The sequence below is a fragment of the Acidisoma sp. PAMC 29798 genome (assembly GCF_030252425.1).
Classification (GTDB): domain Bacteria; phylum Pseudomonadota; class Alphaproteobacteria; order Acetobacterales; family Acetobacteraceae; genus Acidisoma; species Acidisoma cladoniae.
Map to the genome: position 1 here is coordinate 2,265,345 of NZ_CP126994.1, position 24,837 is coordinate 2,290,181.

Annotated in this window: 22 protein-coding genes and 1 pseudogene; 15 read left to right on the top strand and 8 right to left on the bottom strand. The window is 60.6% G+C overall.

What is annotated here, in order from left to right; all coding sequences use genetic code 11:
• The first annotated feature begins 552 nt into the window (after window positions 1–552).
• From QP803_RS10995 to QP803_RS11005, 3 genes are all read left to right on the top strand, one after another.
• Window positions 553–2,421: a chloride channel protein gene (locus QP803_RS10995; protein ID WP_284947780.1), complete on the top strand. Its 1,869-nt coding sequence runs from the start codon at window positions 553–555 to the stop codon at window positions 2,419–2,421.
• A 33-nt stretch (window positions 2,422–2,454) separates the two neighbouring features.
• The gene (locus QP803_RS11000) at window positions 2,455–2,808 is read left to right on the top strand and encodes a hypothetical protein (protein WP_284947781.1); all 354 of its coding nucleotides are present in this window, start codon (window positions 2,455–2,457) and stop codon (window positions 2,806–2,808) included.
• Between the two features lie 228 nt (window positions 2,809–3,036).
• Window positions 3,037–3,804, top strand: a complete 768-nt coding sequence (locus QP803_RS11005) for an IS6 family transposase (RefSeq protein ID WP_284947782.1) — start codon at window positions 3,037–3,039, stop codon at window positions 3,802–3,804.
• Between the two features lie 441 nt (window positions 3,805–4,245).
• Here the strand turns inward: QP803_RS11005 and QP803_RS11010 are convergent, their stop codons facing one another.
• The gene (locus tag QP803_RS11010) at window positions 4,246–5,271 is read right to left on the bottom strand and encodes an IS110 family RNA-guided transposase (protein WP_284947885.1); all 1,026 of its coding nucleotides are present in this window, start codon (window positions 5,269–5,271) and stop codon (window positions 4,246–4,248) included.
• A gap of 238 nt (window positions 5,272–5,509) precedes the next feature.
• On the opposite strand from QP803_RS11010, the gene QP803_RS11015 reads away from it, so the two are divergent.
• From QP803_RS11015 to QP803_RS11035, 5 genes are read left to right on the top strand one after another with little or no spacing between them, the layout of a single operon-like run.
• The gene (locus QP803_RS11015) at window positions 5,510–6,163 is read left to right on the top strand and encodes a FadR/GntR family transcriptional regulator (RefSeq protein WP_284947886.1); all 654 of its coding nucleotides are present in this window, start codon (window positions 5,510–5,512) and stop codon (window positions 6,161–6,163) included.
• A complete protein-coding gene (locus QP803_RS11020; protein WP_284943536.1) occupies window positions 6,156–7,364 on the top strand; it encodes an aminotransferase class I/II-fold pyridoxal phosphate-dependent enzyme in 1,209 nt (402 codons plus the stop codon). Before QP803_RS11015 ends, QP803_RS11020 begins: the two co-directional genes overlap by 8 nt.
• Window positions 7,322–8,683 (top strand): ABC transporter substrate-binding protein, encoded by a 1,362-nt coding sequence (locus QP803_RS11025; protein WP_284943537.1) that lies wholly within the window; start codon window positions 7,322–7,324, stop codon window positions 8,681–8,683. Before QP803_RS11020 ends, QP803_RS11025 begins: the two co-directional genes overlap by 43 nt.
• 6 nt (window positions 8,684–8,689) lie before the next feature.
• Window positions 8,690–9,607: a carbohydrate ABC transporter permease gene (locus tag QP803_RS11030; RefSeq protein ID WP_284943538.1), complete on the top strand. Its 918-nt coding sequence runs from the start codon at window positions 8,690–8,692 to the stop codon at window positions 9,605–9,607.
• Complete coding sequence (locus tag QP803_RS11035) at window positions 9,604–10,455, top strand: carbohydrate ABC transporter permease (protein ID WP_284943539.1); 852 nt, start codon at window positions 9,604–9,606, stop codon at window positions 10,453–10,455. Before QP803_RS11030 ends, QP803_RS11035 begins: the two co-directional genes overlap by 4 nt.
• Before the next feature lie 338 nt (window positions 10,456–10,793).
• Here the strand turns inward: QP803_RS11035 and QP803_RS11040 are convergent, their stop codons facing one another.
• From QP803_RS11040 to uxaC, 5 genes are all read right to left on the bottom strand, one after another.
• Window positions 10,794–11,633 (bottom strand): ABC transporter permease, encoded by an 840-nt coding sequence (locus QP803_RS11040; RefSeq protein WP_284943540.1) that lies wholly within the window; start codon window positions 11,631–11,633, stop codon window positions 10,794–10,796.
• Window positions 11,630–12,508 (bottom strand): ABC transporter permease, encoded by an 879-nt coding sequence (locus tag QP803_RS11045; protein WP_284943541.1) that lies wholly within the window; start codon window positions 12,506–12,508, stop codon window positions 11,630–11,632. Before QP803_RS11045 ends, QP803_RS11040 begins: the two co-directional genes overlap by 4 nt.
• Complete coding sequence (locus QP803_RS11050; RefSeq protein ID WP_284943542.1) at window positions 12,505–13,560, bottom strand: ABC transporter ATP-binding protein; 1,056 nt, start codon at window positions 13,558–13,560, stop codon at window positions 12,505–12,507. Before QP803_RS11050 ends, QP803_RS11045 begins: the two co-directional genes overlap by 4 nt.
• On the bottom strand, window positions 13,561–14,733 hold the full coding sequence (locus QP803_RS11055) for an extracellular solute-binding protein (RefSeq protein ID WP_284943543.1): 1,173 nt from the start codon (window positions 14,731–14,733) through the stop codon (window positions 13,561–13,563).
• A 65-nt stretch (window positions 14,734–14,798) separates the two neighbouring features.
• On the bottom strand, window positions 14,799–16,199 hold the full coding sequence (gene uxaC, locus QP803_RS11060) for a glucuronate isomerase (RefSeq protein ID WP_284943544.1): 1,401 nt from the start codon (window positions 16,197–16,199) through the stop codon (window positions 14,799–14,801).
• Window positions 16,200–16,260: 61 nt separating this feature from the next.
• Between uxaC and QP803_RS11065 the strand changes: the two genes are divergently transcribed.
• From QP803_RS11065 to QP803_RS11080, 4 genes and pseudogenes are all read left to right on the top strand, one after another.
• On the top strand, window positions 16,261–16,980 hold the full coding sequence (locus QP803_RS11065; protein WP_284943545.1) for a GntR family transcriptional regulator: 720 nt from the start codon (window positions 16,261–16,263) through the stop codon (window positions 16,978–16,980).
• A gap of 89 nt (window positions 16,981–17,069) precedes the next feature.
• A complete protein-coding gene (locus QP803_RS11070; RefSeq protein ID WP_350356022.1) occupies window positions 17,070–17,399 on the top strand; it encodes an ATP-binding cassette domain-containing protein in 330 nt (109 codons plus the stop codon).
• Window positions 17,400–17,401: 2 nt separating this feature from the next.
• Entirely contained in the window at window positions 17,402–17,692 is a 291-nt protein-coding gene (locus QP803_RS11075) for a WGR domain-containing protein (RefSeq protein WP_284947887.1), read from the top strand.
• Between the two features lie 701 nt (window positions 17,693–18,393).
• Window positions 18,394–19,197: pseudogene (locus tag QP803_RS11080) on the top strand (IS5 family transposase).
• 119 nt (window positions 19,198–19,316) lie between these two features.
• Here QP803_RS11080 and QP803_RS11085 read toward each other — a convergent pair.
• Window positions 19,317–19,967 (bottom strand): helix-turn-helix domain-containing protein, encoded by a 651-nt coding sequence (locus QP803_RS11085; RefSeq protein ID WP_284943546.1) that lies wholly within the window; start codon window positions 19,965–19,967, stop codon window positions 19,317–19,319.
• Between the two features lie 594 nt (window positions 19,968–20,561).
• Complete coding sequence (locus tag QP803_RS11090; protein ID WP_284943547.1) at window positions 20,562–20,951, bottom strand: OmpA family protein; 390 nt, start codon at window positions 20,949–20,951, stop codon at window positions 20,562–20,564.
• A 295-nt stretch (window positions 20,952–21,246) separates the two neighbouring features.
• Between QP803_RS11090 and QP803_RS11095 the strand changes: the two genes are divergently transcribed.
• The 3 genes from QP803_RS11095 to dnaK are packed head-to-tail and all read left to right on the top strand — an operon-like array spanning window position 21,247 to window position 24,806.
• Complete coding sequence (locus tag QP803_RS11095) at window positions 21,247–22,350, top strand: alkene reductase (RefSeq protein WP_284943548.1); 1,104 nt, start codon at window positions 21,247–21,249, stop codon at window positions 22,348–22,350.
• A complete protein-coding gene (locus tag QP803_RS11100) occupies window positions 22,347–22,853 on the top strand; it encodes a nucleotide exchange factor GrpE (protein WP_284943549.1) in 507 nt (168 codons plus the stop codon). Before QP803_RS11095 ends, QP803_RS11100 begins: the two co-directional genes overlap by 4 nt.
• Window positions 22,854–22,901: 48 nt before the next feature.
• Window positions 22,902–24,806 carry a molecular chaperone DnaK gene (dnaK, locus tag QP803_RS11105; RefSeq protein WP_284943550.1) on the top strand — a complete coding sequence of 635 codons (1,905 nt, stop codon included), beginning with the start codon at window positions 22,902–22,904 and terminating at the stop codon, window positions 24,804–24,806.
• The last annotated feature ends 31 nt before the right edge of the window (window positions 24,807–24,837 follow it).

Below are 24,837 nucleotides of genomic sequence, written 5' to 3' on the forward strand. Positions count from 1 at the left end.
GCGGATCGGTCGGCCAAATTTGCGACAGAACCCGCATACCTCCCTTTTGTTTACATTTTCTGATCGCTTTTCTTCTTAAGACTCGAAGGGCGATATGTCTCTACAGGATCCACGAGTTTGACTGTGCCGCGCATGCGCATCCTGCGAAGCGGCATTGTCAATGCCTGAAATAGGGTGTTCATTCCCTGGCCCTGTGACAATGATAGCCGAGTGCAGGTTTGATAGCTCGCGCGGATTTCGTAAAGCCTACAAAGCATTAAACATGGTTGCGGATTATGATCAGGGATCGCCTTCAACTGGCCGAAACTTGGGGTTCCACCTTCAATGCCGAGAATACTGTCCGCGTAGTAGAAGACGTGGAAACTGACCGGGTTATAATTTAGCTGGCGTGAACTGTCGTGACGAAGCCGATTCTTTCTGAAGATAAATGATTTCACGGCTGCGTTACGGACGTGATCCTTTCTTGGATCTCGATTAAGTCTTCAATTACTCCGGCACGAGCCGACGATCCGCTCGCTGCCCTTTGGCTAGCCTTGAATGTGGGACAATGCAATGACCGATAACTCCACTGTGCGAGACTTACCTGACCACATGGCATCGTCCGTCGAAACATCCACCCGCCCACCTAAGGCACTTCCCGGTCGGGAGGAGCCCGAGGCGAACCGGCTCAGTCTCCTACCACTCTCCCTTCTCGCCCTCATCGTCGGTGTAATCACTGGTGTTGGCGCCGTTGTTTTCCGTGGTCTCATCGGGCTGGTCCACAACGTCATGTTCCTTGGACACTTTGACTTTGCCTACAACGCTAGTCTTTTTACACCTGCAAGTCCCTGGGGGCCTTGGGTGATCCTCGTCCCAGTGATTGGCGGTATGGGTGTTACCTGGATCGTCTCAAACTTCGCGCCAGAAGCCAAGGGCCACGGCGTGCCTGAGGTAATGGACGCTATCTACTATAAACGTGGCATCATACGGCCGGTCGTGGCGCTCGTTAAATCAATCGCGTCGGCACTCGCCATCGGGAGTGGGAGCGCCGTAGGACGAGAGGGACCGATTATTCAAATAGGCTCCGCGCTCGGCTCTACCCTTGGGCAAATGATCCGTATGCAGGCTGGCCAACGCATCACGCTTGTCGCTGCGGGCGCGGGCGCCGGTATCGCCGCCACGTTCAACACGCCGATTGGCGGCGTCCTGTTTGCAACGGAATTGATGCTACCCGAAATCAGTGTAAATACGTTTTTGCCGGTCGCGGTCGCAACAGGTACCGCCACTTTCATTGGCCGACTCTTCTTCGGATCCCAGCCCGCGTTCAGTGTTCCTACAAGTCTTGCGGCAATTCCGAACGAGCCCAGCAGCGTGTTGACCCTCGCGTTGTATGCCCTCTTGGGTGCTTTCATCGGCTTGTCGGCGGCGTGCTTCATTCGTGGTCTGCACTGGGTCGAAGACGGCTTTGACAGGATTCCCGGGCGCTATACCCGCCATGCCCTAGGAATGCTGGTCGTCGGGATCATGATGTACATCCTCTGGCTCACGGCTGGACACTACTACACAGAAGGAGTTGGCTACTCGACTATACAGGCCACACTGTATGGCCACATCACGTCGGCACCGTTTCTTATACTCCTTTGCGTCTGTAAGCTTTTGGCCACTTCGATTAGCTTGGGTTCGGGTTCGTCCGGCGGTGTATTTTCCCCATCTCTCTACATTGGTGCGACGCTCGGCGCTGCCTTTGCCTCCATTGTGACGATGCTGTTTCCCGGCGCTCCCGTGAGCCTGCCAGCCTTCGCGATGGTAGGCATGGGCGCCATGGTCGGAGGCGGCACAGGTGCGGCAATGACCGCCGTAACGATGATTTTCGAGATGACGCGGGACTATAACATCGTTCTGCCGATGATCCTGGCCGTCGCTCTCGCCCTCGGTGTGCGGCGGATGGTGTCACGTGAAAACCTCTATACATTGAAGCTCGTTCGGCGCGGCCATCCGATACCGAAAGCGCTGCATGCCAATATGTTCCTTGTGCATAGTGCTGCCGACATTATGGAACGAGACTTACTCGTCCTCGAGGAGACCGTCCCTTTTGCGACCTTTGCCGCAATGGCGGCTTCACAAGGCGGTTTGCAGCATGTCGTAGTGACACGTGAGGGCGTCATCGTTGGAGGATTGCATGTGGGCGTCGATCTTCGTCTCGCACTCCAGACTACGCCTCCCGACGTCACGCTGAAGGAACTTATGCAAAAGAGCTTCACGATCGTTAGAGAGACCAATGTCGCCTTCGATGTGATCACCATGATGGGAAGAAAGCATGCAAGTATGGCCATCGTCATTAGCCAGGTACATGATCATGAGCCGCAGCGCGTGCTAGGAGTTATCACCAAGGAGCACGTTGCAGACACAGTAATGCGGAGTATCGAAATCTATCCTAGTTGAGGCTGCAAGGAAATTTGCATTAGGAGAGTACGAATGCCGGTTCTGATGCCGCAGGTACATTGGCCAAAAGAGCTTCAGGAAGAAGGCCCGAATCAAGATCCTTCGATTTTGCTGGGCGGCGCAGCCGAGATCGGAGGTACGAGTTACCGCATTCACGCGATGAGGATCAATCTGGATGGCCTGGAACCCGATTTTCAAGCGGATGTCGAAGAGGCCGTCTACGCGGAATACCGGATCGACGTTATATTCGAAGAGCTGATCTTCCTTGACGATTTCGACGGATCCTCTACTCTTTCTTTGGATACTGGAAACTATATCCTCTGGATGAATCCCGTCTCATCGGCTTCACGTGCAGAAGACTTGTACGATGGTTGTAAGAAAACCTAACGACACGAACAGAGCGTTATACCAAAGCTCCTTTGACCGCGATCGCAACGCCCATTCCCGGGAGTCGATCGAGATAGTTGTCCAGGTTTGGTCGGTGAGCTTGTTCCAGCGTAGCAGCAGTGGTCGACTGTATGCGCTTCGGGGGGTTTATGTATCTTTCTAAGGCTCTGTTGCAGACTTTGGCTTTGTCCGTCGGGATGGGGTTCGAGCAAGGGAGCGAGGTCTGCCATGTCGGACTTCAAGGGGCGTCATTTTGAGGGTGAGATCGTGCTCTGGGCGGTCCGGTGGTATTGCCGCTATGGGGTGAGCTATCGCGATCTCGAGCAGATGATGGGCGAGCGCGGCGTCTCGGTCGATCATTCGACGATCTACCGCTGGGTTCAAAGTTATGCGCCTGAGATGGAGAAACGGCTGCGCTGGCAGTGGCCGACGCCGCGCTCGACAAGCTGGCGCGTCGATGAGCCCTACGTGAAGGTCAGAGGCCAGTGGGCCTACCTGTACCGGGCCGTCGACAAGCACGGGAACACGATCGACTTCTATCTCTCGCCGACACCCAATACTGCGGCGGTGAAGCGCTTCCTAGGCAAGGCGATGAACGGCTTGAAAGACTGGGAGAGGCCCACGGTCATCAACACCGACAAGGCGCCGACCTACGCCATCGCCTTGGCCGCGCTGAAGAAGGAAGGCAAATGCCCGGATGCGACGCTGCATCGACAGGTCAAGTATCTGAACAACGTCATCGATGCTGACCACGGCAAGCTCAAGCAGCTGATTCGGCCGGTCCGCGGCTTCAAGACGCGGAAGACGGCTTATGCAACGATCAAGGACTTCGAGGTGATGCGGGCGCTCCGCAAGGGACAAGCATCGGCCTTCAACATCACGCGCGACATTCGCGGCGAAGCCCGCATTGTCGAGCGCGCCTTCGGTCTTGGCGCCTCGGCCCTCGCCGAGGTGTTCCAGCTTGTCCGCGAACAGCTTGATCTAACGGCAGCGTAACAAGCCAACTGACCCGATTGGCCGCTTAACGCGCCCGTCGCCAAAGATTGGAACAGAGCCAATAGGATCACGTCCCGCTCGATTTGACTGCCCTTGAACTCGATCATCACATGCTCGCCGCTGATAACACCAGCAGGCAAACATGTGCCAGGCGAATCGGTCCGTCAAATTTGCAACATCTGTGGACGCCCCCACGGGAGCAAGGAAAATCGTTTGGAATGAGTTGCGCGTAGGTTGGGTGCTGACATCTGTCCGGCCTCTGATGCGGCCATTCATCTGCCGCGGGCCCGTATGGGAGTTCGCGAACCAGGTCCAAATCAGAACCGCGTGCTCGAGGCACATTGTTGCAAACTGGCTTCCTGATCCCGTCTCTCGACCCTTGCGCCATACATTCCTTCCGACCGCCCCTACGCCCTCGACGCCCCCACGATCGCGGGCAAGTTACACCGCCGCGACCGGAGCTCTGTAGACCCCGCCCTTTGCCAACAGCGCCCAAACGATCCGGGCTGTCTTGTTGGCCAATGCCACAGTCACTAGCATCCGTGGCTTGCGCGCCAGCATTCGCGCGAGCCACGACCCTTCCGCAGCGCCCCTCATGCAGGCTTGGCGCACGACGGCGCTACCTCCGATGATGAGCAGGCGGCGTATCGTTCGCTCACCCATCTTCGAGGTCGCGCCTAGGCGCTGTTTGCCGCCGGTCGATCTCTGCAACGGCGTCAGACCGAGCCAGGCAGCAAAGTCGCGGCCGGTTCTGAACGTCTCAACCGGCGGCGCGAGCGCCACGATCGCTGTAGCCGTAATAGGGCCAACGCCTGGTATCGTCATCAATCGGCGCGCGACGGGGTCTTCCTTGGAACGTAGACCGATCTCGCTGTCCAGGACGGCAATGTTCTCCTCCAGCGACCTCAGGGTTGCAATGAGGACCTTTAAAACGGCGCGTGCACTCTCAGGCAAATGGCAGTTCGGGTCCTCGATCTGGTCGATCAGCGTCGGCATATGCGTTGCTCCTTTGGCCACTACCCAGCCGTACTCCGTCAGGTGCCCCCGTAGAGCGTTGATGCATTGCGTGCGCTGGCGCACCAGCACGTCCCGCGCTCGAAACACGACGCCACTAGCCTGTTGCGCTTCGTCCTTGACCGCAACGAAACGCATGCTCGGCCGTTGGGCCGCCTCGCAAATCGCCTCGGCGTCGGCGGCGTCATTCTTTTGCCGCTTCACAAACGGTTTGACGTAGATCGGCGGTATTAATCGGACTGTATGGCCTAGCTTCGCGATCTCTCGCCCCCAATGATGCGCGCCACCGCAAGCCTCCATTGCGACCAGGCACCGAGGTTGAGACTGAAAGAACTCGATCAGCTTCGTCCTGGTGAGCCTCTTGCGGAACAAGACATGCCCCGACGCATCCGCCCCGTGAGCCTGGAACACCTGCTTCGCTATATCCAAACCGATCGTGCTAACCTCCGACACGGACGCCTCCTTCAAGTGGTTGATCAACACCTCCACTTTGGCACATCGATGCCGTCGGGGGGCGTCCACCCCATCAGAACCGGAACGGCAGGGGACGGCGGAACAGCGTTGACCGGTTCCCTCCCCTATGCTTTGGTAGGGCTGTCGGACCAATTCGCAGGAACCGCACTTGACGCTGAGCCCCATTCAGACCGAGACGCGCTATTTCGCTGTCCTCAAGACCCTTGCCGCCTTCTCCATGGAGAGCGGGCTCCAACCCGGTGACCGCTTGCCGACGGAACGCATGCTTGCGGAAAAACTCGCCGTCAGTCGCGGGACGATCCGCGAAGCGCTCAAATGCTGGGAGAGCCTTGGCATCGTCGAGATGCGAAAGGGCTCCGGCAGCTACCTGCTGCGCCCGGTCTCGCCGCAAAGCCTGCACATGCCACTGACCGTGGAGGGGCGGGACATCGCCACCCTCCTGCATATGCTGGATGTGCGCCGAGCCCTCGAGGCGGAGGCTGCTGCTATTTGCGCGGAACGCGCCACGGCGGCGGAGATCGGGACCATCCAATCGCACCTCGAGGCAATGGAGCCAGTCTTTTTCGGCCCGGTTGATATTTCCGCTGAAGCCGATTGGGCTTTTCATCGTTCGATCATCGACACCGCCAACAATCCGCTGATCACACAGATCGTCGACGGTCTGCGGAGCCTCATGCACCGCTTCTGGGAACAACCCCTGGGCATTGTCAATTTTGGTCATGCCAGTTTCCCCTTTCATCGCGCGGTCTTCGATGCCATCGCGCAGCGGGATGCGCGGGCCGCACGTGAGCAGACGATGAATCTTCTCGAAACGGTGCGCGCGGACCTGCTGCGCGGGGCGGTGGCGCGAGAGGTTGCGACAAATGTTTGAATCGCCTCCAAGCTTCGCGGTGCCGGCGCATCCCGCCCGTGCCAAGCGGCTCGCCGAGGTCGCGACCTTGCTGGCGCATGATGAAGACCTGCCGCTCGACCCGGTCGTTCCTCCCATCTACCAAACCTCTCTGTTCACGTTTCGTCGCTATCAGGACATGGAGGAAGCCTTCAGCGGTCAGGTGCGGCGCCCGGTCTACAGCCGTGGTGATAATCCAACGACCATGGAATTCGAAAAACGCATCGCGCAGTTGGAGGGCGCGGAAGAATCGCGCGCCTTCTCCTCTGGCATGGGCGCCATCAGTGCAACGGTTCTGGCGCTGCTCCGTTCCGGGGACCGCCTCTTGGCGGTGCGTCACATCTACAGTGATACGTTCCGCCTGTTTCAACGCCTGCTACCAAAATTCGGCATCATGGTGGACTATGTGGACGGGACCGATACCGAGGCGGTGATACGCAGCCTGCCTACCGCCAGCATGCTCTTCCTCGAAAGTCCAACCTCGATGGTCTTCGAACTGCAGGATCTGCCCAAATTGGCCGCCGCCGCGCGGGCGCAGGGTGTGGTCACGGTTCTTGACAATTCATGGGCAACGCCCGTGTTCCAGCAGCCTCTACTGCACGGAGTTGATCTCGTTCTACACTCCGCTTCGAAATATATTGGCGGCCATTCGGATACTGTTGCTGGCGTGGTCTCCGGCAGCGCCGCATTGATCCAGCAGATCAATCAGACGACCTATTCGATGTTTGGCGCCAAGCTCTCCCCCTTCGAGGCTTGGTTGCTGCTGCGCGGGCTGCGGACACTGACCCTGCGCCTGCCGCGCCACGAAGCCAGCGCCCTCGCAATTGCGGATCGCCTGCGCCAGCACCCTCTGGTTGACCGCATCCATCATCCTACCTTCTCCAACCACCCAGGCCGGGCAACTCTGCTCGGTTCGACCGGCCTGTTCTCCTTCGAAGTCGACGAGAGCGTCGACGTGCCGGGATTCATCGACGCCTTGAAGCTGTTTCGTATCGGCGTGAGTTGGGGCGGCCATGAAAGCCTTGTCGTCCCGGCCATGGCTAGCCTGCACCAGACGCCCGACTATAACGCGCTTGCCCGGTTTTCGGTGAGTCCGCGACTGATCCGGCTGCACGTCGGTCTCGAGGACGTCGAGAGTCTTTGGTCCGATCTCGAACAGGCGTTGACACAAGCAACCCTATAAAAACGAGGAACTTCATGAAGAAAACACCCGGTTGCCGACTGAAGGGGCTCTTGAAGGTAGCGACTGCATCTTTGATTCTTGGCGTGCTCTCGCGACCGGTCTGGGCCGACACCACGATCAAGGTCGTTGAGGTCATCCCCAGTCCGGCGCGCACCGCGCTGCTCCAGCAGGAGTTTGCATCCTTCGAGAAAAGCCACCCGGGGATCAAGATTCAGCTGATATCTCTGCCTTGGGCAGAGGCCTTCGAGAAGTTTCTCAATATGGTACAGGCCGGGGACACGCCGGACATTGTGGAGATGCCGGATCGCTGGCTTGGTCTCTATGCCAACAACGACCAGTTGCTCGACCTGACAGCTGATTTCAAAAATACGCCCGCTCTTGCCAATCTGAGTAGCCGTGCCCTGCAGTTCGGTTCTGCGGTGCATGACAAGCTCTACGAAATTCCCTATGGTTTTTACGTGCGTGGCCTATTCTGGAACAAGAATCTCTTCGCCCAGGCAGGTCTTTCTGCACCACCGGCGACGCTTGCCGACTTTATTTCCGACGCCAAGAAGGTCTCGGCCTTGCCCGGCAAATACGGCTATTGCATGCGCGGTGGGCCAGGCGGATTTTCCGGCATCACGATGTTCATGAATACGATGGACGGACAGCCGGGCTATTTCCACCCTGACGGGACCTCGACCATGAGCGATCCCGGCTCAATCCAGGGTCTCCAGCTCCTCGCGACCATGTACAAGGACGGCTCCGCACCGCCCGACAGCGTGAACTGGGGCTTTAACGAGATTGTGGCCGGCTTCGATTCCGGCACCTGCGCGATGCTTGACCAAGACCCCGACGCCCTGATCGGCATCGCCGGCAAGATGAATGCGGATGATTTTGCCGTGGCTCCCATCCCGGTCGGGCCTGGCGGCAAGGCTTACCCCACGCTCGGATATGGTGGTTGGTCAATCTTCGCCAATTCTCCGCATAAGGATGCGGCTTGGCAGTTGCTCTCCTTCATGGTCTCGCTCGATAACAATCTCGCCTGGTCCAAAGTCGTCGGCACACTGCCGATCTATAAGGACGCCGAACAGAACCCTCACTTTCAATCGGACAAGTTCAAGGGCTGGTTCACTGAGTTGAGCGACTCGTCGAAATATGTGCTGGTGACGCCGCCCACCTATCTGGAAGGTTTTGGCGATCTCTACGACAATATCTCGATCAAGACCTTCCAGCAGGTTCTGCTGGGGCAGCGCACGGCAAAGGATGTTGCCGATCAATGGGCGTCTTATCTGACGGACCAGCTCAAAGCCTATAAAGCGCATCAGAGCGCGAACTGAACGGCAATGCAGCCGGCCGTCGCGCATAATCCGTTGGGATCGGGCCTCGCTGCCCGATCCCTGAGACGGACGGCAGAGCCTTGGCTCTATCTGAGCCCGGCCCTCGTCATCCTCGTCCTTGTCCTGTTTGTGCCGCTCATCATCGGCATCAGCTATTCTTTCCGCCGCTTCACGGCCTTCCGGTCGAGCTATGTCGGGCTCGGCCAATATCGCACCATGCTGCACGACCCAGCACTCGGCCAGGCTCTGATCAACACGGTGTGGTGGACAGCCGGGAGTCTGGTCTTCCAGTTCCTGCTCGGCCTTGGTCTTGCCCTCGTGCTGAACCGGCGCTTCGCCGGGCGTTCCGTAGTCCAGGCGATCGTCTTTCTGCCTTGGGCCGTGCCAAGCTTTCTCGCGGGGTTGACCTGGGCCTGGCTGTTCAATCCCATCATCGGACCAATTCCGCATTGGCTATACCACCTCGGCCTTCAGGCTCAGCCGCGCAATATTCTCGCCAACCCCCATCTTGCCATGTGGGGGCCAATCATCGCGAATATCTGGTTTGGCGTGCCATTCTTTACGATCACCTTGCTCGCCGCCCTAAAATCGATCCCGGGGGACCTCTACGAAGCGGCGGCCCTGGATGGGGCGACTGTCTGGCAGCGCTTCACGCGCCTGACGGTGCCGTTCCTGGCGCCGACGATTGCGATCACCGTCATGCTGCGAACGATATGGATCGCAACCTTCGCAGATTTGATTTTCGTCATGACGGGCGGGGGGCCGGCAGGCTCCACCAACACGGTCGCCACATACATCTATGTCAGTGCATTCCGCGCCATGGACAAAGGCTACGCAGCCGCCGTGGCTGTTCTTCTGCTGCTTCTCCTGGTTGCCTATGCTCTTGTGTTGATTGGCATGCGCCGGCGGTTGCTCCCACAATGATCAAATCGGTTCCATTGCGTTACAGGCGTCTATCAAGCGGCGCGGGCCTTTACCTCGCCGTCGCGGCCTATGTCGTCTTCGCGCTGTTTCCGATATTCTGGACACTCAAGATTTCGGTGACGCCGACAGCGCTACTCTATACGCAAGGCGCGACGATCTGGCCCGCTCGGACCACGTTCCACAACTATGTCGCGGTGCTTCTGACCACGGACTTTCCGCGTTTCTTTCTCAACAGCATCCTGGTCTCGGGCGCGACCTCGCTGATTGTGACCGTGCTCGCGTCTGCCGCAGGCTACGCCCTGTCGCGCTTTCGCTTTCGCGGCAAACAGGCGGTGGCCTTTCTCCTCCTGCTAACCCAGACCTTTCCTTTGGTCATGGTCATCCCGCCCATTTACCGCATCATGGGCAGCCTGCATCTCACCAATAGTCTCGGCGGACTCGTGATCATCTATGTCGCCTTCAATATCCCCTTCGCGACCTTCCTCATGCAGACCTTCTGCGACGGCGTGCCGCGTGATCTGGAGGATGCCGTGCTAATAGACGGCGGCACACGCTTGCAGGCTTTGACGCGCGTTATCCTGCCGCTCACTTTGCCAGGTATGATGGCGACGATCGGGTTCGTGTTTACGGCGGCCTGGAGCGAACTCCTTTTTGCGCTGATGCTGATCGACGATCCCAGCCGCATGACCTTTGCCGTCGGGCTGCTCTCCTTCATCGGCAAATTCGACGTCGATTGGGGGCAGATGATGGCGGCCTCCATGCTGGGACTTGTGCCGGCCTGCCTCTTCTTCCTGCTGCTTCAGCGATACCTTGTCGAGGGATTGAGCGCGGGCGCGGTCAAGGGGTGATACCGCCCTTGCCACCGCATCGCACAGGCCTTTCTGAGCATAATTTTCGTGCCTGTAAATGTTTCCGAGCAAATGGTAAATAAAGGCGGTGGCGCGCACCAAAAGCCGTAGTTCGGAGGAGAACCATGACGCTGCCGAGCGTTTCTGCCGAGAACACGGGGAACTCCGCAATCTTCTTCGCCCCCGTCGGCGTCACAACCAGATCGTCTCCGCCTCTCTGCGCCGCGCCCGCTTCGCCAAGGCAACAAGCATTGCGCTCAACATCATGCAGAACGCGTAAATCCCGACGTGCCCCTTGCCAAAGACAAGATCCCTGGCGCGAGAGCTGACAGAACCCTTTAGGTGCTCTGCTGCTTCGCCCGGCTCACGATCTGGGTGGGGCTGACAAAGCGAAGCGCGATCAGCAGCCAGATGAGCGTGGTCACCATATAGACCACGGCCATGACGTCCACCTCCTGCCCGGCGCGAACGCCCGAGGCGAAGACGGCGTAATAGAGCGCCACCACCAGCGTCTGGCTGGTCGGCCCCGAGGTCAGAAAGGTCAGCTCGAACATCGCGATGGTGCGTACCAGCACCAGCAGCAGCGCGGCCAGCACGCCGGGCAGCAGCAAGGGCGCCAGGATGCGCAGGAACAGGCTGGTGGTGGAGGCGCCGAAGACCCGCGCCGCCGCCTCGATCCGCGGATCGATCTGCTCGATGAAGGGGATCATCACCAGGATCACGAAGGGAATCGCCGGCACCAGATTGGCGAGGATCACACCCGCCAGGGTGCCGCCGAGGCCGACGCGGTAGAGCAGCGTCGCGAGTGGAATGCCATAGGTCAGTGGCGGCACCAGCAGCGGCATCAGAAAGACCAGCATCGCGGCGCGCTTGCCGGGAAACTCCCGCCGCGCCATCGCATAGGCGGCGGTGACACCCAGCAGGCCGGAGATCAGGACCACGGCGCCCACGACCTCGAAAGTCGCGACCAGGATATCGGTGAGCTGAAACTCATCCCAGGCATCGCTATACCAATGCGTGGTGAAACCGGCCGGCAGCCAGGTGCCGAACCAGCGCGTGGAGAAGGAGTCCACCACCACGACGGCGATCAGCGCCAGCAGGTTGAGGATGAAGACCACCACCACGGCCCAGACCGCCATGCGCCATAGTCGGCCGCCGAGGCCATTGTCGCGGATCATCCTTTCGTCCCCCCGACGGGGCCACGATAAAACAGGCTGCGGCTGGCGAGGACCGCGACCACGATCACCAATTGCACCGCGCCCATGATCATCGCGATCGCCGAGCCGAGGGAATAATCGTAGCGCTCGAAGGCCGCCTGATAGGCGGCGATCGAGATCACATGCGTGCTGCCCGCAGGTGCGCCGAGCAGAACGGCCGAAGGGAAGACCGCGAAGGCCTGGACGAAGGACAGGCAGAAGGTGACGGCCAGACCCGGCGCCAGCAGCGGCAGGAAAATGCGCATGAAGCGCGCCCGCGCCCCGCCCCCCAGCGTCGCCGCCGCATGTTCCAGCGCCGGGTCGATACCACTGACATAGGAGAGGGTGAGCAGGAAGGTGAAGGGAAACCCGGTGAGCAGCAGGGAGGCGAAGACGCCCCAGTAATTATTGGTCAGCACGATCGGATGGGCGGTGAGGTGCAGCAGCATCAGCCCGCGATTGAACCAGCCGCGCGGCCCGAGATAGGTGAGCAGCCCCTGCGCCACCAGCACGGTGCCGAGCGTCATCGGCAGCAGCAGGATCGTCGTCAGCCAGCGCTGCCGGCGCATCAGCCGCACCCGGAAGGCGACCGGCACGGCGATGAGGAGAGTGAGCAGCGTCGTCGGCAGGGCGAGCTTGAGGGTGTTCCAGATGGTTTCGCGCAGGAAAGGATCGGCGAAGAATGTCTGGTAATTGGCATAGAAGCGGCCAGCCTTGGGCGCGAGCGAGACCGCGAGCCCGAAGGCGAAGGGGTAGACGAACAGGGCCACCAGCGCGAGCAGCGCCGGCAGCACGAGAAGCGTGATGCCATCGACCCCGCGTGCCGCGAGGCGAAGACGAAACGCCGTCCCCGTCATGCGGCAGTCTCATCGAAAACCAGGATCTGATGCGGCAAGGCGCCGAGCGCCACGGGCTGCCCCGGGGCGACGCGCGTATCGCTGCGAAAGAAGACATCGGTTCCGTCGGCTGTGGTCGCGGTGCCGAAGAACGCGCGGCCACGGTATTCGATGATCTTGACCGTTGCGGGCAGGCCCTTCGCCACCACCACGAAATCCTCCGGCCGCACCATCAATGTCAGGGTCTGGCCAGGCACCACCGGATGGCGCGACAGCACTTCGATCCGGCCACCGGCGGCCTCCACACTCACGCGCCCATCCTGAACCGCGACCGCGCGGCCGGTGATGCGCGTGCGAAACCCCATGAACTCGGCAACGTCGCCATGCAGCGGGCGCTCATAGAGATCCTCGGGCGAGCCGGTCTGGCGGATCAACCCCTCCCGCATCACCACCACGCGGTCGGCCATGGACAGCGCCTCATCCTGGTCGTGGGTGACATAGATGGTGGTCGAGCCGATGGCCTCATGGATGCGGCGGATTTCGGCCCGCATCTCCAGCCGCAGCTTGGCGTCGAGGTTGGAGAGCGGCTCATCCATCAGCACCACGGGTGGCCGCACCACCACCGCGCGGGCAATCGCCACACGCTGCTGCTGGCCGCCCGACATCTGGCCGGGCAGTTTCTCGGCCTGGGCATCGAGGCGCACGAGGGCCAGCGCCTCATCGATCCGGATGGCGGCCTCGCCCTTCGGCACTTTCCGCATCGCGAGGCCGAAGCCGATGTTCTTCCGCGCACTCATATGCGGAAACAGCGCGTAGCTCTGGAACACCATGCCGAAGCCACGCTCTTCCGGCGGCAGCTGGTCGATGCGACGGTCGCCGAGCTGGATGCTGCCGGCGGTCAGCGGCATCAGCCCGGCGATGCAGTTGAGCGCCGTGGTCTTGCCGCAGCCGGAAGGACCGAGGAGCGCGAGGAACTCGCCCGGCTCGATCGCGAGATCGATGCCCCGGAGCGCGGCATAGCCGCCGAAATCCCGCCGCAAACCGTCGAGCCGGAGCGTGCCGACGCCGGCCATCTAGCCTTTGCCCGCGCCGATGCGCTGATCCCACAACTGAAAGGCCGTGACCATGTGCTCCGCGTCCAGCGGCACGTCCATCGGATTGCTCGCGATCCAGGAGTCATACTCCGGTCGTCCGAAGGTCTTGATGGCGTCTTGCGACTCCGCAGGTGCCATGGCGAGGGTGACGCCGGCGACCGCCGGGCCGGGATAGAAATAGCCCTGATCATAGGCATAGGCCTGCTGCGTCTTGCCCAGCATGAAGCCCATGAGGTTGATCAGCACATCCCGCTTTTCGTCCGACACGCCTTTGGGAATCACCATGTAATGGGCGTCGGTCACCCAGTGGAATCCCTTCAGCGCCGCAATTTTGGCCTCCGCCGGCACGATCCCGAGGGCGCGGGGATTGATGTCCCATCCTGTGGTGGAGACGATGATGTCGCGCGTGCCGTCGCTCAGCTCCTTCATGGTCTGGGACGTGCCGCCCGGATAATATTCGATGTTCTCGCCCAGGGCCTTGAGATAGCTCCAGGTCTTTTCCCAGCCTTTGACCGGGTCGCGCGGATCGCTGTCGCCCAGAAGATAGGGCAGGCCCATCAGCCAGGTGCGGCCCGGCCCCGAATTGGCGGGGCGCGCATACATGAACTTGTTCTTGTTCTGCCCCGTCCAATCCAGCAAGTCCTGCGTCGTGGCCGGCGGTGTCTTGACCGCATCGGGCGTATATTCCAGCAAAGGACCGGAGGGATAATAGCTGACGACGACCCCGTGATTCTTCGCAATCGCCTGCATCTTCCAGGCCTGCGGCAAAAGGATGGCCTGCAGATTGGGAAGTTCACCCAGATAAGGCGTCAGATCCATCCAGATGTCCTGGCCGATGCCGGCGGACAGCGCATCCGTGCCGGTGAGCACCAGATCGATATCCATCTGTCCTGCCTGCTGCTGCGCCTTGATCTTGGCAGGAAGTTCCGGCGCCGGCGCCTTGGTGAAAACGAAGCGGGATACGGCGCCCGGCCGCGCGCTGCGATAGGACTGGAAGGCCTTCTGCGTCAAAGCCAGATTGCCCGCGACATCGACGATGGTGATCGTCACGGGGCTTTTCGGGAGCGGCAAGGCCGCCCTGGCTTTTCCCGACAAAGCCGCCGCAACCGCGACCCCGCCAAGCCCGCCGAGAATGTCTCTCCGATAGACCATGCTGCGTTCCTCCTGGTTTCTGCCGTTCCGGCCACGCGCCTTGGCGGCGTCTTGTTCATCGACAGTCAGAGTTTGTAGGCGGTCTTCACCAAGCGATAGGCGAGGTCGTGGGCGATCTCATGCGCCTCCTCCTCCTCCAGCCGATGGTCGGCGACGAGGCGGGCGAGGAAGGCGCAGTCGCAGCGCCGCGCCATGTCGTGGCGCGCGGGAATGGACAAATAGGCGCGCGTATCGTCGTTGAAGCCCACAGTATTCGCGAATCCCGCTGTCTCCGTCGTGAACTCCCGGAAACGCCTCATGCCTTCGGGGCTGTCGAAGAACCACCAGGGCGGCCCCAGGCGAAGGGCCGGGTAATGCCCGGCCAGCGGCGCCAATTCGCGGCCGTAGCTGGTCTCGTCCAGCGTGAACAGAATGAGGGTCAGGCGCCGATCATTGCCGACGGCATCGAGCAGCGGTTTCAGCGCATGCACGTAATCCGTCGCGGTTGGAATATCCGCGCCCATGTCGGTGCCGAAGCGCGCGAAAAGCTGCGGATTGTGATTGCGATAGGAACCGGGATGGATCTGCATCACCAGCCCATCCTCCGTGCTCATCCGCGCGATCTCGGTCAGCATCTGGGCGCGAAACAGCTCCGCCTCGGCCGGGGTTGCGCCGCCGCGTGCCACCGTGTCGTACAGCCGCACAGCGTCGGCGTGGCCGATATCGGCGGTGGCCGCCGTCGGGTGCCCATGGTCGGTCGCGGTTGCGCCCAGGGTCTTGAACACGCCACGACGGATCCGATGGGCGTCCAGATAGCCATCCCAGGTCATGGGCGTGGCGGTGACGCTGGCAAGGAGCGCGAGATTATCCAGGAAGCCCGCGCGCTCGGGATCGACGACGAAGTCCGGCCGGTAGGCCGGGATCACCCGCCCCGACCAGCCCGAGGTTTTGATGGCGCGATGCGCGGCCAGATCGCTGAGGGCGCCGTCCGTGGTGGCGATGACCTCGATATTGAAGGCGTCATACAGGGCGCGCGGGCGAAATTCCGGTCGCGGCAAGCAGTCCGCGATGCGATCGTACAGTCGATCGGCATTCGCCTCGTCCAGGCGCTCGGTGACGCCAAAGATATCCTCAAGCGCCTGTTCGAACCACAGCCGCGTCGGCGTGCCGCGAAACAGCGGGAAGTGCTGTGCGAAGACCCGCCATACGGCCCGGCTATCGGCCTCGGTTGGGCCATCATCCTGCCGCGCGATGCCCAGCGCCTCCAGTGACACCCCCTGGGAATAAAGCATGCGGGTGACGTAATGGTCGGGCTTGACGAAGAGCGTCGCCGGATCGCCGAAAGGGGTATCCTCCGCATACCAGCGCGGGTCGGTATGCCCATGGGGCGAAAGGATTGGGAGTTTGGCCACACCGTCATACAGCCGCCGCGCGATAGCGCGGGCCTCGGCCTCGATCGGAAAGAGCCTGTCAGGATGAAGAGCCATGATGCTCCCGGTTGGGATCGTCTCTTATGCGCTTGCCGCACCGTGAAACTGATATATTAATATGTCAAGCATGGAGATTCCCCGCAGCATGGAAGCCGGAGCCCTGGGCGATATCGAACGCGTGGCGCGCGTCACCACGGCGACCGCCATCTACAAGCAATTGCGTGGGGCAATCGTGGGGATGGAGTTGCTGCCGGGCACCCCGCTTCAGGACAAGGTCCTGTCCGCGCGCTTCGCGGTCAGCCGCACGCCGGTGCGGGAGGCGTTGATTCGCCTGGGCGAGGATGGGCTGGTGGATATCTTTCCCCAGTCTGGCACCTTCGTGTCCCGCATCGACGGCGCCGCCGTGCCCGAGGCGCTGGTGATCCGTCAGGCGCTGGAAGGCGTCACCGCGTCACGCTTGGCGGAAAACGCGAACCCGGCCGCCCTCGCGCGGCTGGACGCGGTGATCGGCGACCAGATCTTCGTCGCCCATCGCGGCGATACAGCGGCCTTCCATCAGGCGGATGAAGTCTTCCATGAAACCATCGCCGCCCTGTCGGGCCTCCCCGGCATCTGGCGCCTGCTCAGGCAGGTCAAGGTGCAGATCGACCGCACCCGCCGGCTGACCCTGCCCGTCCCTGGGCGAATGCTCCAGGTCGTGGAGGAGCATCGCACGATCCGTGATGTCATCGCCCTGCGCGATCCCAAGGCAGCGCAGGATGCCATGACGCGGCACCTCAGCGCCGTTCTGCCCGATCTCCAACGGCTGCGAGGGGCGCATCCCGACTACTTCGTCTGAGCGGGCTACCTCGATACGGTTCGGTCACAAATGGCACGCCGTTTGCGTCGTGTCCTGGGCAACGCGGCACGACCGGGGATGGAGTGGACATGGAATCGGCTTCCTCGAATGTCGAACTCGTCTCGGTCACGAAGCGCTACGGCACCACGGCGGCGGTCTCGGACATTTCGCTGCGCATTCCCAAAGGCTCCTACTGCTGCCTGCTCGGGCCATCGGGCTGCGGCAAGACCAGCACGCTGCGGATGAGCGCGGGGCATGAGGCGATCAGCGAAGTCGACGTCATCATCGGCGGCGTCAATGTCGGTGACCTGCTTCCGGTGAATAGTGTAACGCCCTGGACCGTTTATCCCCCCAAACCCACCTCGAAACGTCGTTTTCCCTGGTACCCGCCTGCCAAATGCGTTACACTTCTCCCGTGACTATGCCCCAACAGCCGAAATTACCGCGGCCGACCCCCATCCAGCTCGCGCTCTTCGCGGAGGAAGCCGCCCTCGTCCGCATCCAACCCGAGCGGAACATGCAACGGTTCTACCGCATGGAGGTTTCCCGCGATCTTTTCGGCCGGGCTGTGCTGGTCCGCCATTGGGGGCGGCTTGGCACGCGCGGTCGCCAACGCCTCGACCCCTATCCCGATCCTGGCGCCGCCATCAACGCCTTGGCTGCGATCCTGCGGGCCAAGCGCCGTCGCGGCTACCAGGATCGTCGGTCATGACCCCCAAGCCGATCCTGCCCAAGACCCTTTAAGCGAAGAACCCGGCGGGTAGTGCACCCTAGCCGTTGGGTACTGAGGGCCTTTTGGAAATCGTATGTTGGGCTTAGCTTCGTCAAGCCAGCGTTTTAAGCACCGCGATGTACTAAATGTGGGTGCCGCGAGCACGCGATCACTTGATCTAGGCGGTCTCACGAACTTTGCAGTCTCGGAGCGCATGAAAGCAAGCGAAGGCCGTCTTCGTTTGGTTGAGATGCTCCATATCGAGCCCAATCAGATCCGAGCGGCGCGAGGCGCGCCAGCGAAACAGATGCCGAAGAGTCCCCGACCGCGAACGCCGGCCGTATCGTCGTTGCAGCGCCGAAGCACGCGCTGGGCATCCGCCGTGATGATCTGGCTATGGAACGGCGTAGGGGGCGCACCATCAGTGCTGTCAACGCCGTTTAAGATTCCTCAAAAGTGCCGAAGTAAATTCTCCAGTTTTGCCGGCTCGGCGTCTGCGCCCGCACTCATATGGAAAGGCTCGACGGTGATGGCTAAGCCACGGGTCGTATTTTGACAGTAGCTTGCCCATCGACATCTCTAAAGACAACACGCGATAATGACGCTTATCGCGTATTGACGGTCCCGACGTCACTTGTGACGCCTCAGAGACCGTTTGAGAATGGTTGTGGCGGCCCGGTCCGGTGTGATTCAAGCTTGGAATGTGGACCCGAGAGAATCGAGGCCGGATGGCCGACATCGCCCGCAAGACCAAGCGGTATCCGACTGACCTGACTGACGCCGAGTGGGAGCGTATCCAGCCGCTGTTGCCCAAGCCGCCCAAGCGCGGCCGCAAAATCAGCGTTGACTTGCGCGAGATGCTGAATGCGATCCGCTATCTGGCGCGCAGTGGCGGTGGCTGGCGCATGCTGCCGATCAATTTCGGCCCGTGGCAAACCGTCTACTGGTGGTTCCGGCGGTTCGTCCGGCGCATGTAGTTCCAGACCATTCACGACGTGTCGCTCATGCTCGACCGCGAACGTGTCGGACGTGAAGCCAGCCCCACGGGCGGCGTGCTCGACAGCCAGACGGTGAAAGCGCCCCACGCTCAAGCGCGAGGCTATGACGCCAACAAGAAGATCGTTGGTCGCAAGCGCCACATCGCCGTCGATACCGACGGACGTTTGCTGATAGTCAATCTGACCACGGCGGACATCTCCGACAGCGCCGGAGCACAGGCCATCCTCGACGCTGTCCGCAAGCGCTGGTCTTGGCTCAAGCATCTGTCTGCCGATGGCGCCTATGACCGCACCAAGCTGCTCGACAAAGCTATGTTTCGGGACTTCGTGCTGGAGATCGTACGTCGAACCGACAAAGACCCGGGCTTCAAAGTGTTGCCGCGGCGCTGGGTCGTAGAACGCACTTTCGGCTGGATGACACGCTGGCGCAGGCTCGTGCGCGATTACGAGACTCGCCTCGATGTATCCGAAGCCATAATCCACGTCGCCATAGGCAGCCTGTTCTAGCGGCGGATCGCCCATAGCCGACCTTTCTCAAACAGACTCTTAGGAATATCGCATAAGCATTGATGCCGTATTCAGTTCCATCGGCGAGCGTCCTTGCGTCACGAGCAACGTCCAGGCCCTTAGGCGCTGAGGCGACGAAGAGCAGATCGATTCCTCACCTCTATTAAGCGAGATGTCGTCATTTGTATGAGTGACTCCCTTTCAAGCTTAGAGAAGGTTCTCGAGATCGTTTCCACCGTCAGGCCCAGGTAGTCCGCAATGTCTTGTCGGCTCATGGCGAGCACGATGACCGTAGGGTCCGGTGAACGTCCCACCCACTCCATCAGGAAGGCCGCAACTCGTTCGGTCGCAGTCTTGCGGCCGAGGAGAATTGCGTGATTCCGGGCTGTCGTAACTGTCTGCATCGCGTAGGAGAACAGCCAGTTGGAGGTCATCGTGTCCGTCGACATCTTCGCTTCAACGCCATTCCAGCGGTATGAGACGATATTACAATCCGACAGGGTCTCCGCACACAGTGTATGCGATCGTGCAGGCTCGAGACCAAACAGCTGCCCCTCCGTATGGAAGCTATCAACTAGACGGCGGCCGTCCTGCAAGACGCTGGACATGCGCACAACGCCGGAGCGAACTTCATAGAAGAAGTGGGCTTCGTCACCCTCGTCATAGATGCAGCGACCCTGTCGATAGTGACGAAGAAATCCGGCAGCGGGGGCCCCCGCGGACCGGACATCCCGTCTCGTCGCTAACGCGCGATGCTCTTGAACCGGCACGACTGGTCTCCTAAACGTGAATATGGTTCAAGATCTGCAGAAAGCTGGCCACGACTGTGAGCGCCCTGGCTTGTCCAAAGCGTCTGGTCTGCGTCCGCATCACAATTATGTCGCTTACCCAAAGCGCATGCGGCCGCAATTAGTAAGTGGCACACGGCAGCGCGTTAAGGCAGGTTCGGAATCTACCCATGCGGCTGCCTCATCCGCTAAGGGCGCCGGAAGAGCGACTCGCTCCGCGATGGGATTTGAGGTCTGTGGCGAGGATAGCCCGCAGGAAGTTTGCGTCGTCGATGGAAACTGTCGAATCAGACCACAATCGCTAAATTGAGCAGCTAATGATCGAGAGGCCGGCGATCGCTCTCGAACTCGAGCAGCTGGCCGTCAGACGAGACGCCGTTGCACAATCGCGGATTAAGCAACGCGCCGATGGCCGCGAACACGACACGACGCCCGCGGATATGCTTGCATCCCGTCTGAAAAGCCTCCTTGGTCTGTCTCGGTCGCCTTACCGCAGAGCGCGCCCTGATCGACATGTGCGTCGACGAGCTGTAGACGCGTGGAAGGCCCCTAACGCAGCCTCAACCAGAGGCCGCGTCACTGCGTTTGCTGGATTTGGAGTTCCACGCGTCGTCCCATTACGCCCTTCGATAATGTCGGTCCGCCGATCTTTATTTCGATTCGTTGACGCGATATCCCGTCAGCGATCAATCTATCCGTCACCCTTTGCGCTCGGAGCTGACTGAGGTCCTGGTCTGCTAGCGCACTCCCAAGGACATCCGAAAAGCCGGTGACGACGATCCGCGCATTTGAATTTGGAGCTGCCGCCTTGGCAGCCGCCATGATGACGATCGTGGCCGAGGGACCAATCGCACCCGACCACTCTTCAAAGAAGACGATGTAACTCGGTTCGAACTGCGCAGCAGCCACTGCCAGCGGGGCACTGAGCGCCGATGCCAAAGCGAGAAGGATCAAGCGGCGATGCATCTGTTTGTTTCCTTATCAGCCTATGTCCGCTTTTGACGATATGACATGTGGCGGGACGACACGACCCGTCAAGGGTTTGTTTCAAATTAGTGGCAGCGGTCGTGACCACGACTTTAATTCGTTGATGACAGGCGAAAGAAACTCGCCGCGCGGCCCGTTCGGCCGCCACTGATGTCGCAGGTCGGCAGCATAGGTAGTTTCCGATGCTGCCATAAACGTCGTGTGGTCATTAGTCATAGTGGCGAGCTTGGGTGGAGGAAGATTCCAACTGGGCTGGTCCTAAGGAGAAATGCCCATGATCGATCAAAGTGCTTTATTTTTCCGTATTGATCTTGGCAACATCATCTTGCGAAACCGCGTGGTGATGGCGCCGTTGACCCGCAGCCGCGCCGGGAAGCACGACGTTCCGGGTCCATTAAACGCAGAGTATTACGCGCAACGGGCAAGCGCAGGACTCATTATCAGCGAAGCCACAAATATTACTCAGCAAGGCAAGGGTTATGCCTTCACGCCAGGCATCTATACGCAAGCGCAGGTCTACGGGTGGCATTCCGTGACGCAAGCCGTGCACGCCGCCGGCGGTCGCATCTTCTGCCAGCTTTGGCACGTCGGCCGCATCAGTCATCCGACTCTTCAGCCTGATGGTGGGTTGCCGGTCGCGCCCTCGGCCGTCAAGCCGATCGGCCAAGCCTATACAGAGAGCGGCTTTGCCCCGCTCGTCACACCGCGCGCGCTTGAGACAAGCGAGATACCTGGGCTGATTGCCGACTACGTGCATGCGGCCGAAAGCGCCAAGGCCGCTGGCTTCGACGGCGTGGAGGTGCACGCGGCCAATGGCTACCTCCTAGAGCAGTTCATGCGACGCAAGACCAATCTTCGTACGGATAACTACGGCGGTAGCATCGAGAACCGGGCGCGATTGACGCTGGAAGTTACCCGCGCGGTGGCCCAGGTGTGGGGTGGCGACCAGGTTGGTATCCGGCTTTCCCCCGTTAGTCCCGCCAATGATATGGAGGGAGCCGCCGATGACGCGCAGGCGCTTTATGAGCATGTCGCAAACGGTATAGACCATCTGAAGCTCGGCTATATGCACATCATAGAGGGCGCGACGCAGGGTCCTAGGGACAACATTGCATTCGACTACGCCGCGCTCAAGGCCAAGTTCCGCGGTCTTTACATGGCCAACAATGGCTATGACCTGCAACTCGCCGTGACTGCACTCGCTTCCGGCAGGGCCGACCTCATCGCATTTGGAAGAGCCTTTATTACCAACCCCGATCTGGTGGAGCGGCTACGATCGGGAAGCCCCCTTGCGCCCTCTATCGATACCTCTCTCTGGTATGGTGGTGGTGCCCACGGCTACACGGATTACCCCACGACAATCGCGACAGCGGCATGAGCGACATCATTCCCGAAGGGACCGACGACGTCGCGGACCTGCGCGACCGTTGGCTGCGGGCCGAAGCCGAAATCGCAAATGTGCGAAATCGTGCCAGACGGGACGTCGACGATGCCCGTCAACATGCGGTCCAAAAGTTCGCCATCGATGTCGTCGAAGGGGTCGAGAACCTCAAGCGCGGACTCGATAGTCTTCCGCCAATCAGTGGAGGCGAGCAGGCGATTACGACGGTCCTTCGCGACGGCTTCGCCGACATCGACCGCAGCTTTGTAGCTTTGCTGAAGCGCCATGGCGTTACCCGAAAGGAAGCGTTGGGGGCCGTTTTCAATCCTCACCTGCATCAGGCGATGGTTGAACAGGAAACCAGCGCCGCATCTCCCGGGACGGTCATCAAGGTGCTCTCCTCGGGCTGGATGTTGCATGGGCGCCTTTTACGACCAGCGATGGTCGTTGTGGCGAAGGCTCCATCCTCCACAACGACACCGCAGGGGAAAACCCCTTAGCGTAAGCGGACGCCCGTCGTGTCCGTAGCAAATCAAAAGGTACGCACCATGAGCAAAGTCATCGGCATCGACCTCGGCACCACCAACTCTTGCGTCGCCATCCTCGAAGGGCGGGAAAGCAAGGTGATCGAGAATAGCGAGGGCGCGCGGACCACGCCCAGCATGGTTGCCTTCGCGGATAATGGCGAGCGTCTGGTGGGTCAGGCTGCCAAGCGGCAGGGCATCACGAACCCGACCAATACCCTATACGCCATCAAGCGTCTGATCGGTCGTCGCTACGACGACCCTCTGGTTGGCAAGGACAAGACCTTGGTCCCTTACGCCATTGTTTGCGGTGACAATGGAGACGCCTGGGTCGAGGCACGCGGTGAGGAATATTCGCCGAGCCAGATTAGCGCCTTCATTCTCATCAAGATGAAAGAGACCGCCGAAGCCTATCTGGGAGAGAAGGTGACGCAGGCGGTGATCACCGTTCCCGCCTATTTCAACGATAGCCAGCGACAGGCGACCAAGGATGCTGGCCGTATTGCCGGCCTGGAGGTTTTGCGCATCATCAACGAGCCGACAGCGGCTGCGCTGGCCTACGGCATGGACAAGAAACATGCCGGAAAGGTTGCCGTCTACGACCTAGGCGGCGGCACCTTCGACATCTCGGTGCTGGAAATCGGCGATGGTGTCTTTGAAGTGAAGAGCACCAACGGAGATACCTTCCTTGGCGGCGAAGACTTCGATGCCCGCGTCGTTGACTATCTCGCCGAGGAATTCAAGCGCGCACAAGGCATTGATCTGCGCATCGACAAGCTCGCCCTGCAGCGTTTGAAGGAGGCGGCGGAAAAGGCCAAGATCGAGCTTTCCTCGGCAAAAGAGACCGAGATCAACCTGCCCTTCATTACTGCCGACGCCTCAGGCCCCAAGCACCTCGTGGTGAAGCTGACACGCGCCAAGCTTGAGAGCCTGGTCGACGATCTTGTTGATCGGACGATGGAGCCCTGTCGCGCTGCGCTGAAGGATGCCGGCATCACGGCGAGTGAGATCGATGAAGTGATCCTGGTCGGTGGCATGACCCGTATGCCTAAGGTCATCGAAGCTGTTAAGCAGTTCTTCGGCAAGGAGCCGGCCCGCAACGTCAACCCTGATGAAGTCGTCGCTATCGGTGCGGCCGTTCAGGGCGGCGTACTCCGCGGTGATGTCAAGGACGTGCTGCTGCTGGACGTCACTCCGCTGTCTCTTGGCATCGAGACGCTCGGGGGGGTGTTCACCCGCTTGATCGACCGAAACACGACAATTCCGACCAAGAAGAGCCAAGTCTTCTCGACCGCCGACAACAACCAAAGTGCTGTGACCATCAAGGTCTTCCAGGGCGAGCGCGAGATGGCGTCGGACAACAAGGTGCTCGGGCAGTTCGACCTCATGGGGATTCCCCCTGCGCCGCGCGGGGTGCCGCAGATTGAGGTCACCTTCGACATCGACGCCAATGGGATCGTCGCCGTGCAGGCCAAGGATAAGGCCACAGGCAAGGAGCAGCAGATCAAGATCCAATCGACCGGTGGATTGTCGGATGGCGAGATCCAGAAGATGGTCGAGGAGGCGGAGATCAATGCGGTCGCTGACAAACAGCGTCGGGCTTTTGTCGAGGCCAAGAACCACGGGGAAGCGCTGGCGCATCAGGTAGAGAAGACGCTGACGGAGCATGCGGCGACGCTTGGCGCCCAGGAAAAGGCCGAGGCCGAGGCCGCCATCGTTGGCTTACGAGCCGCCATCGCCGGCGATGACGAAAAGGGCGTCAAGCAGGCGAGCGAACACCTGACGCAAGTGGCCATCAAGATCGATACCGCTGCACAGGCCGGCGCTTCGGCAACTCCCGGATCTGAGGGCGCATCTGGCCAAAAGCCGGACGATAAAGTGATGGACGCGGAATACGAAGAGATTGGTGATCAGAAGCGATCGGCGTAGCAGCCAGCCTCAGGCGGCGGCGAACCACCGC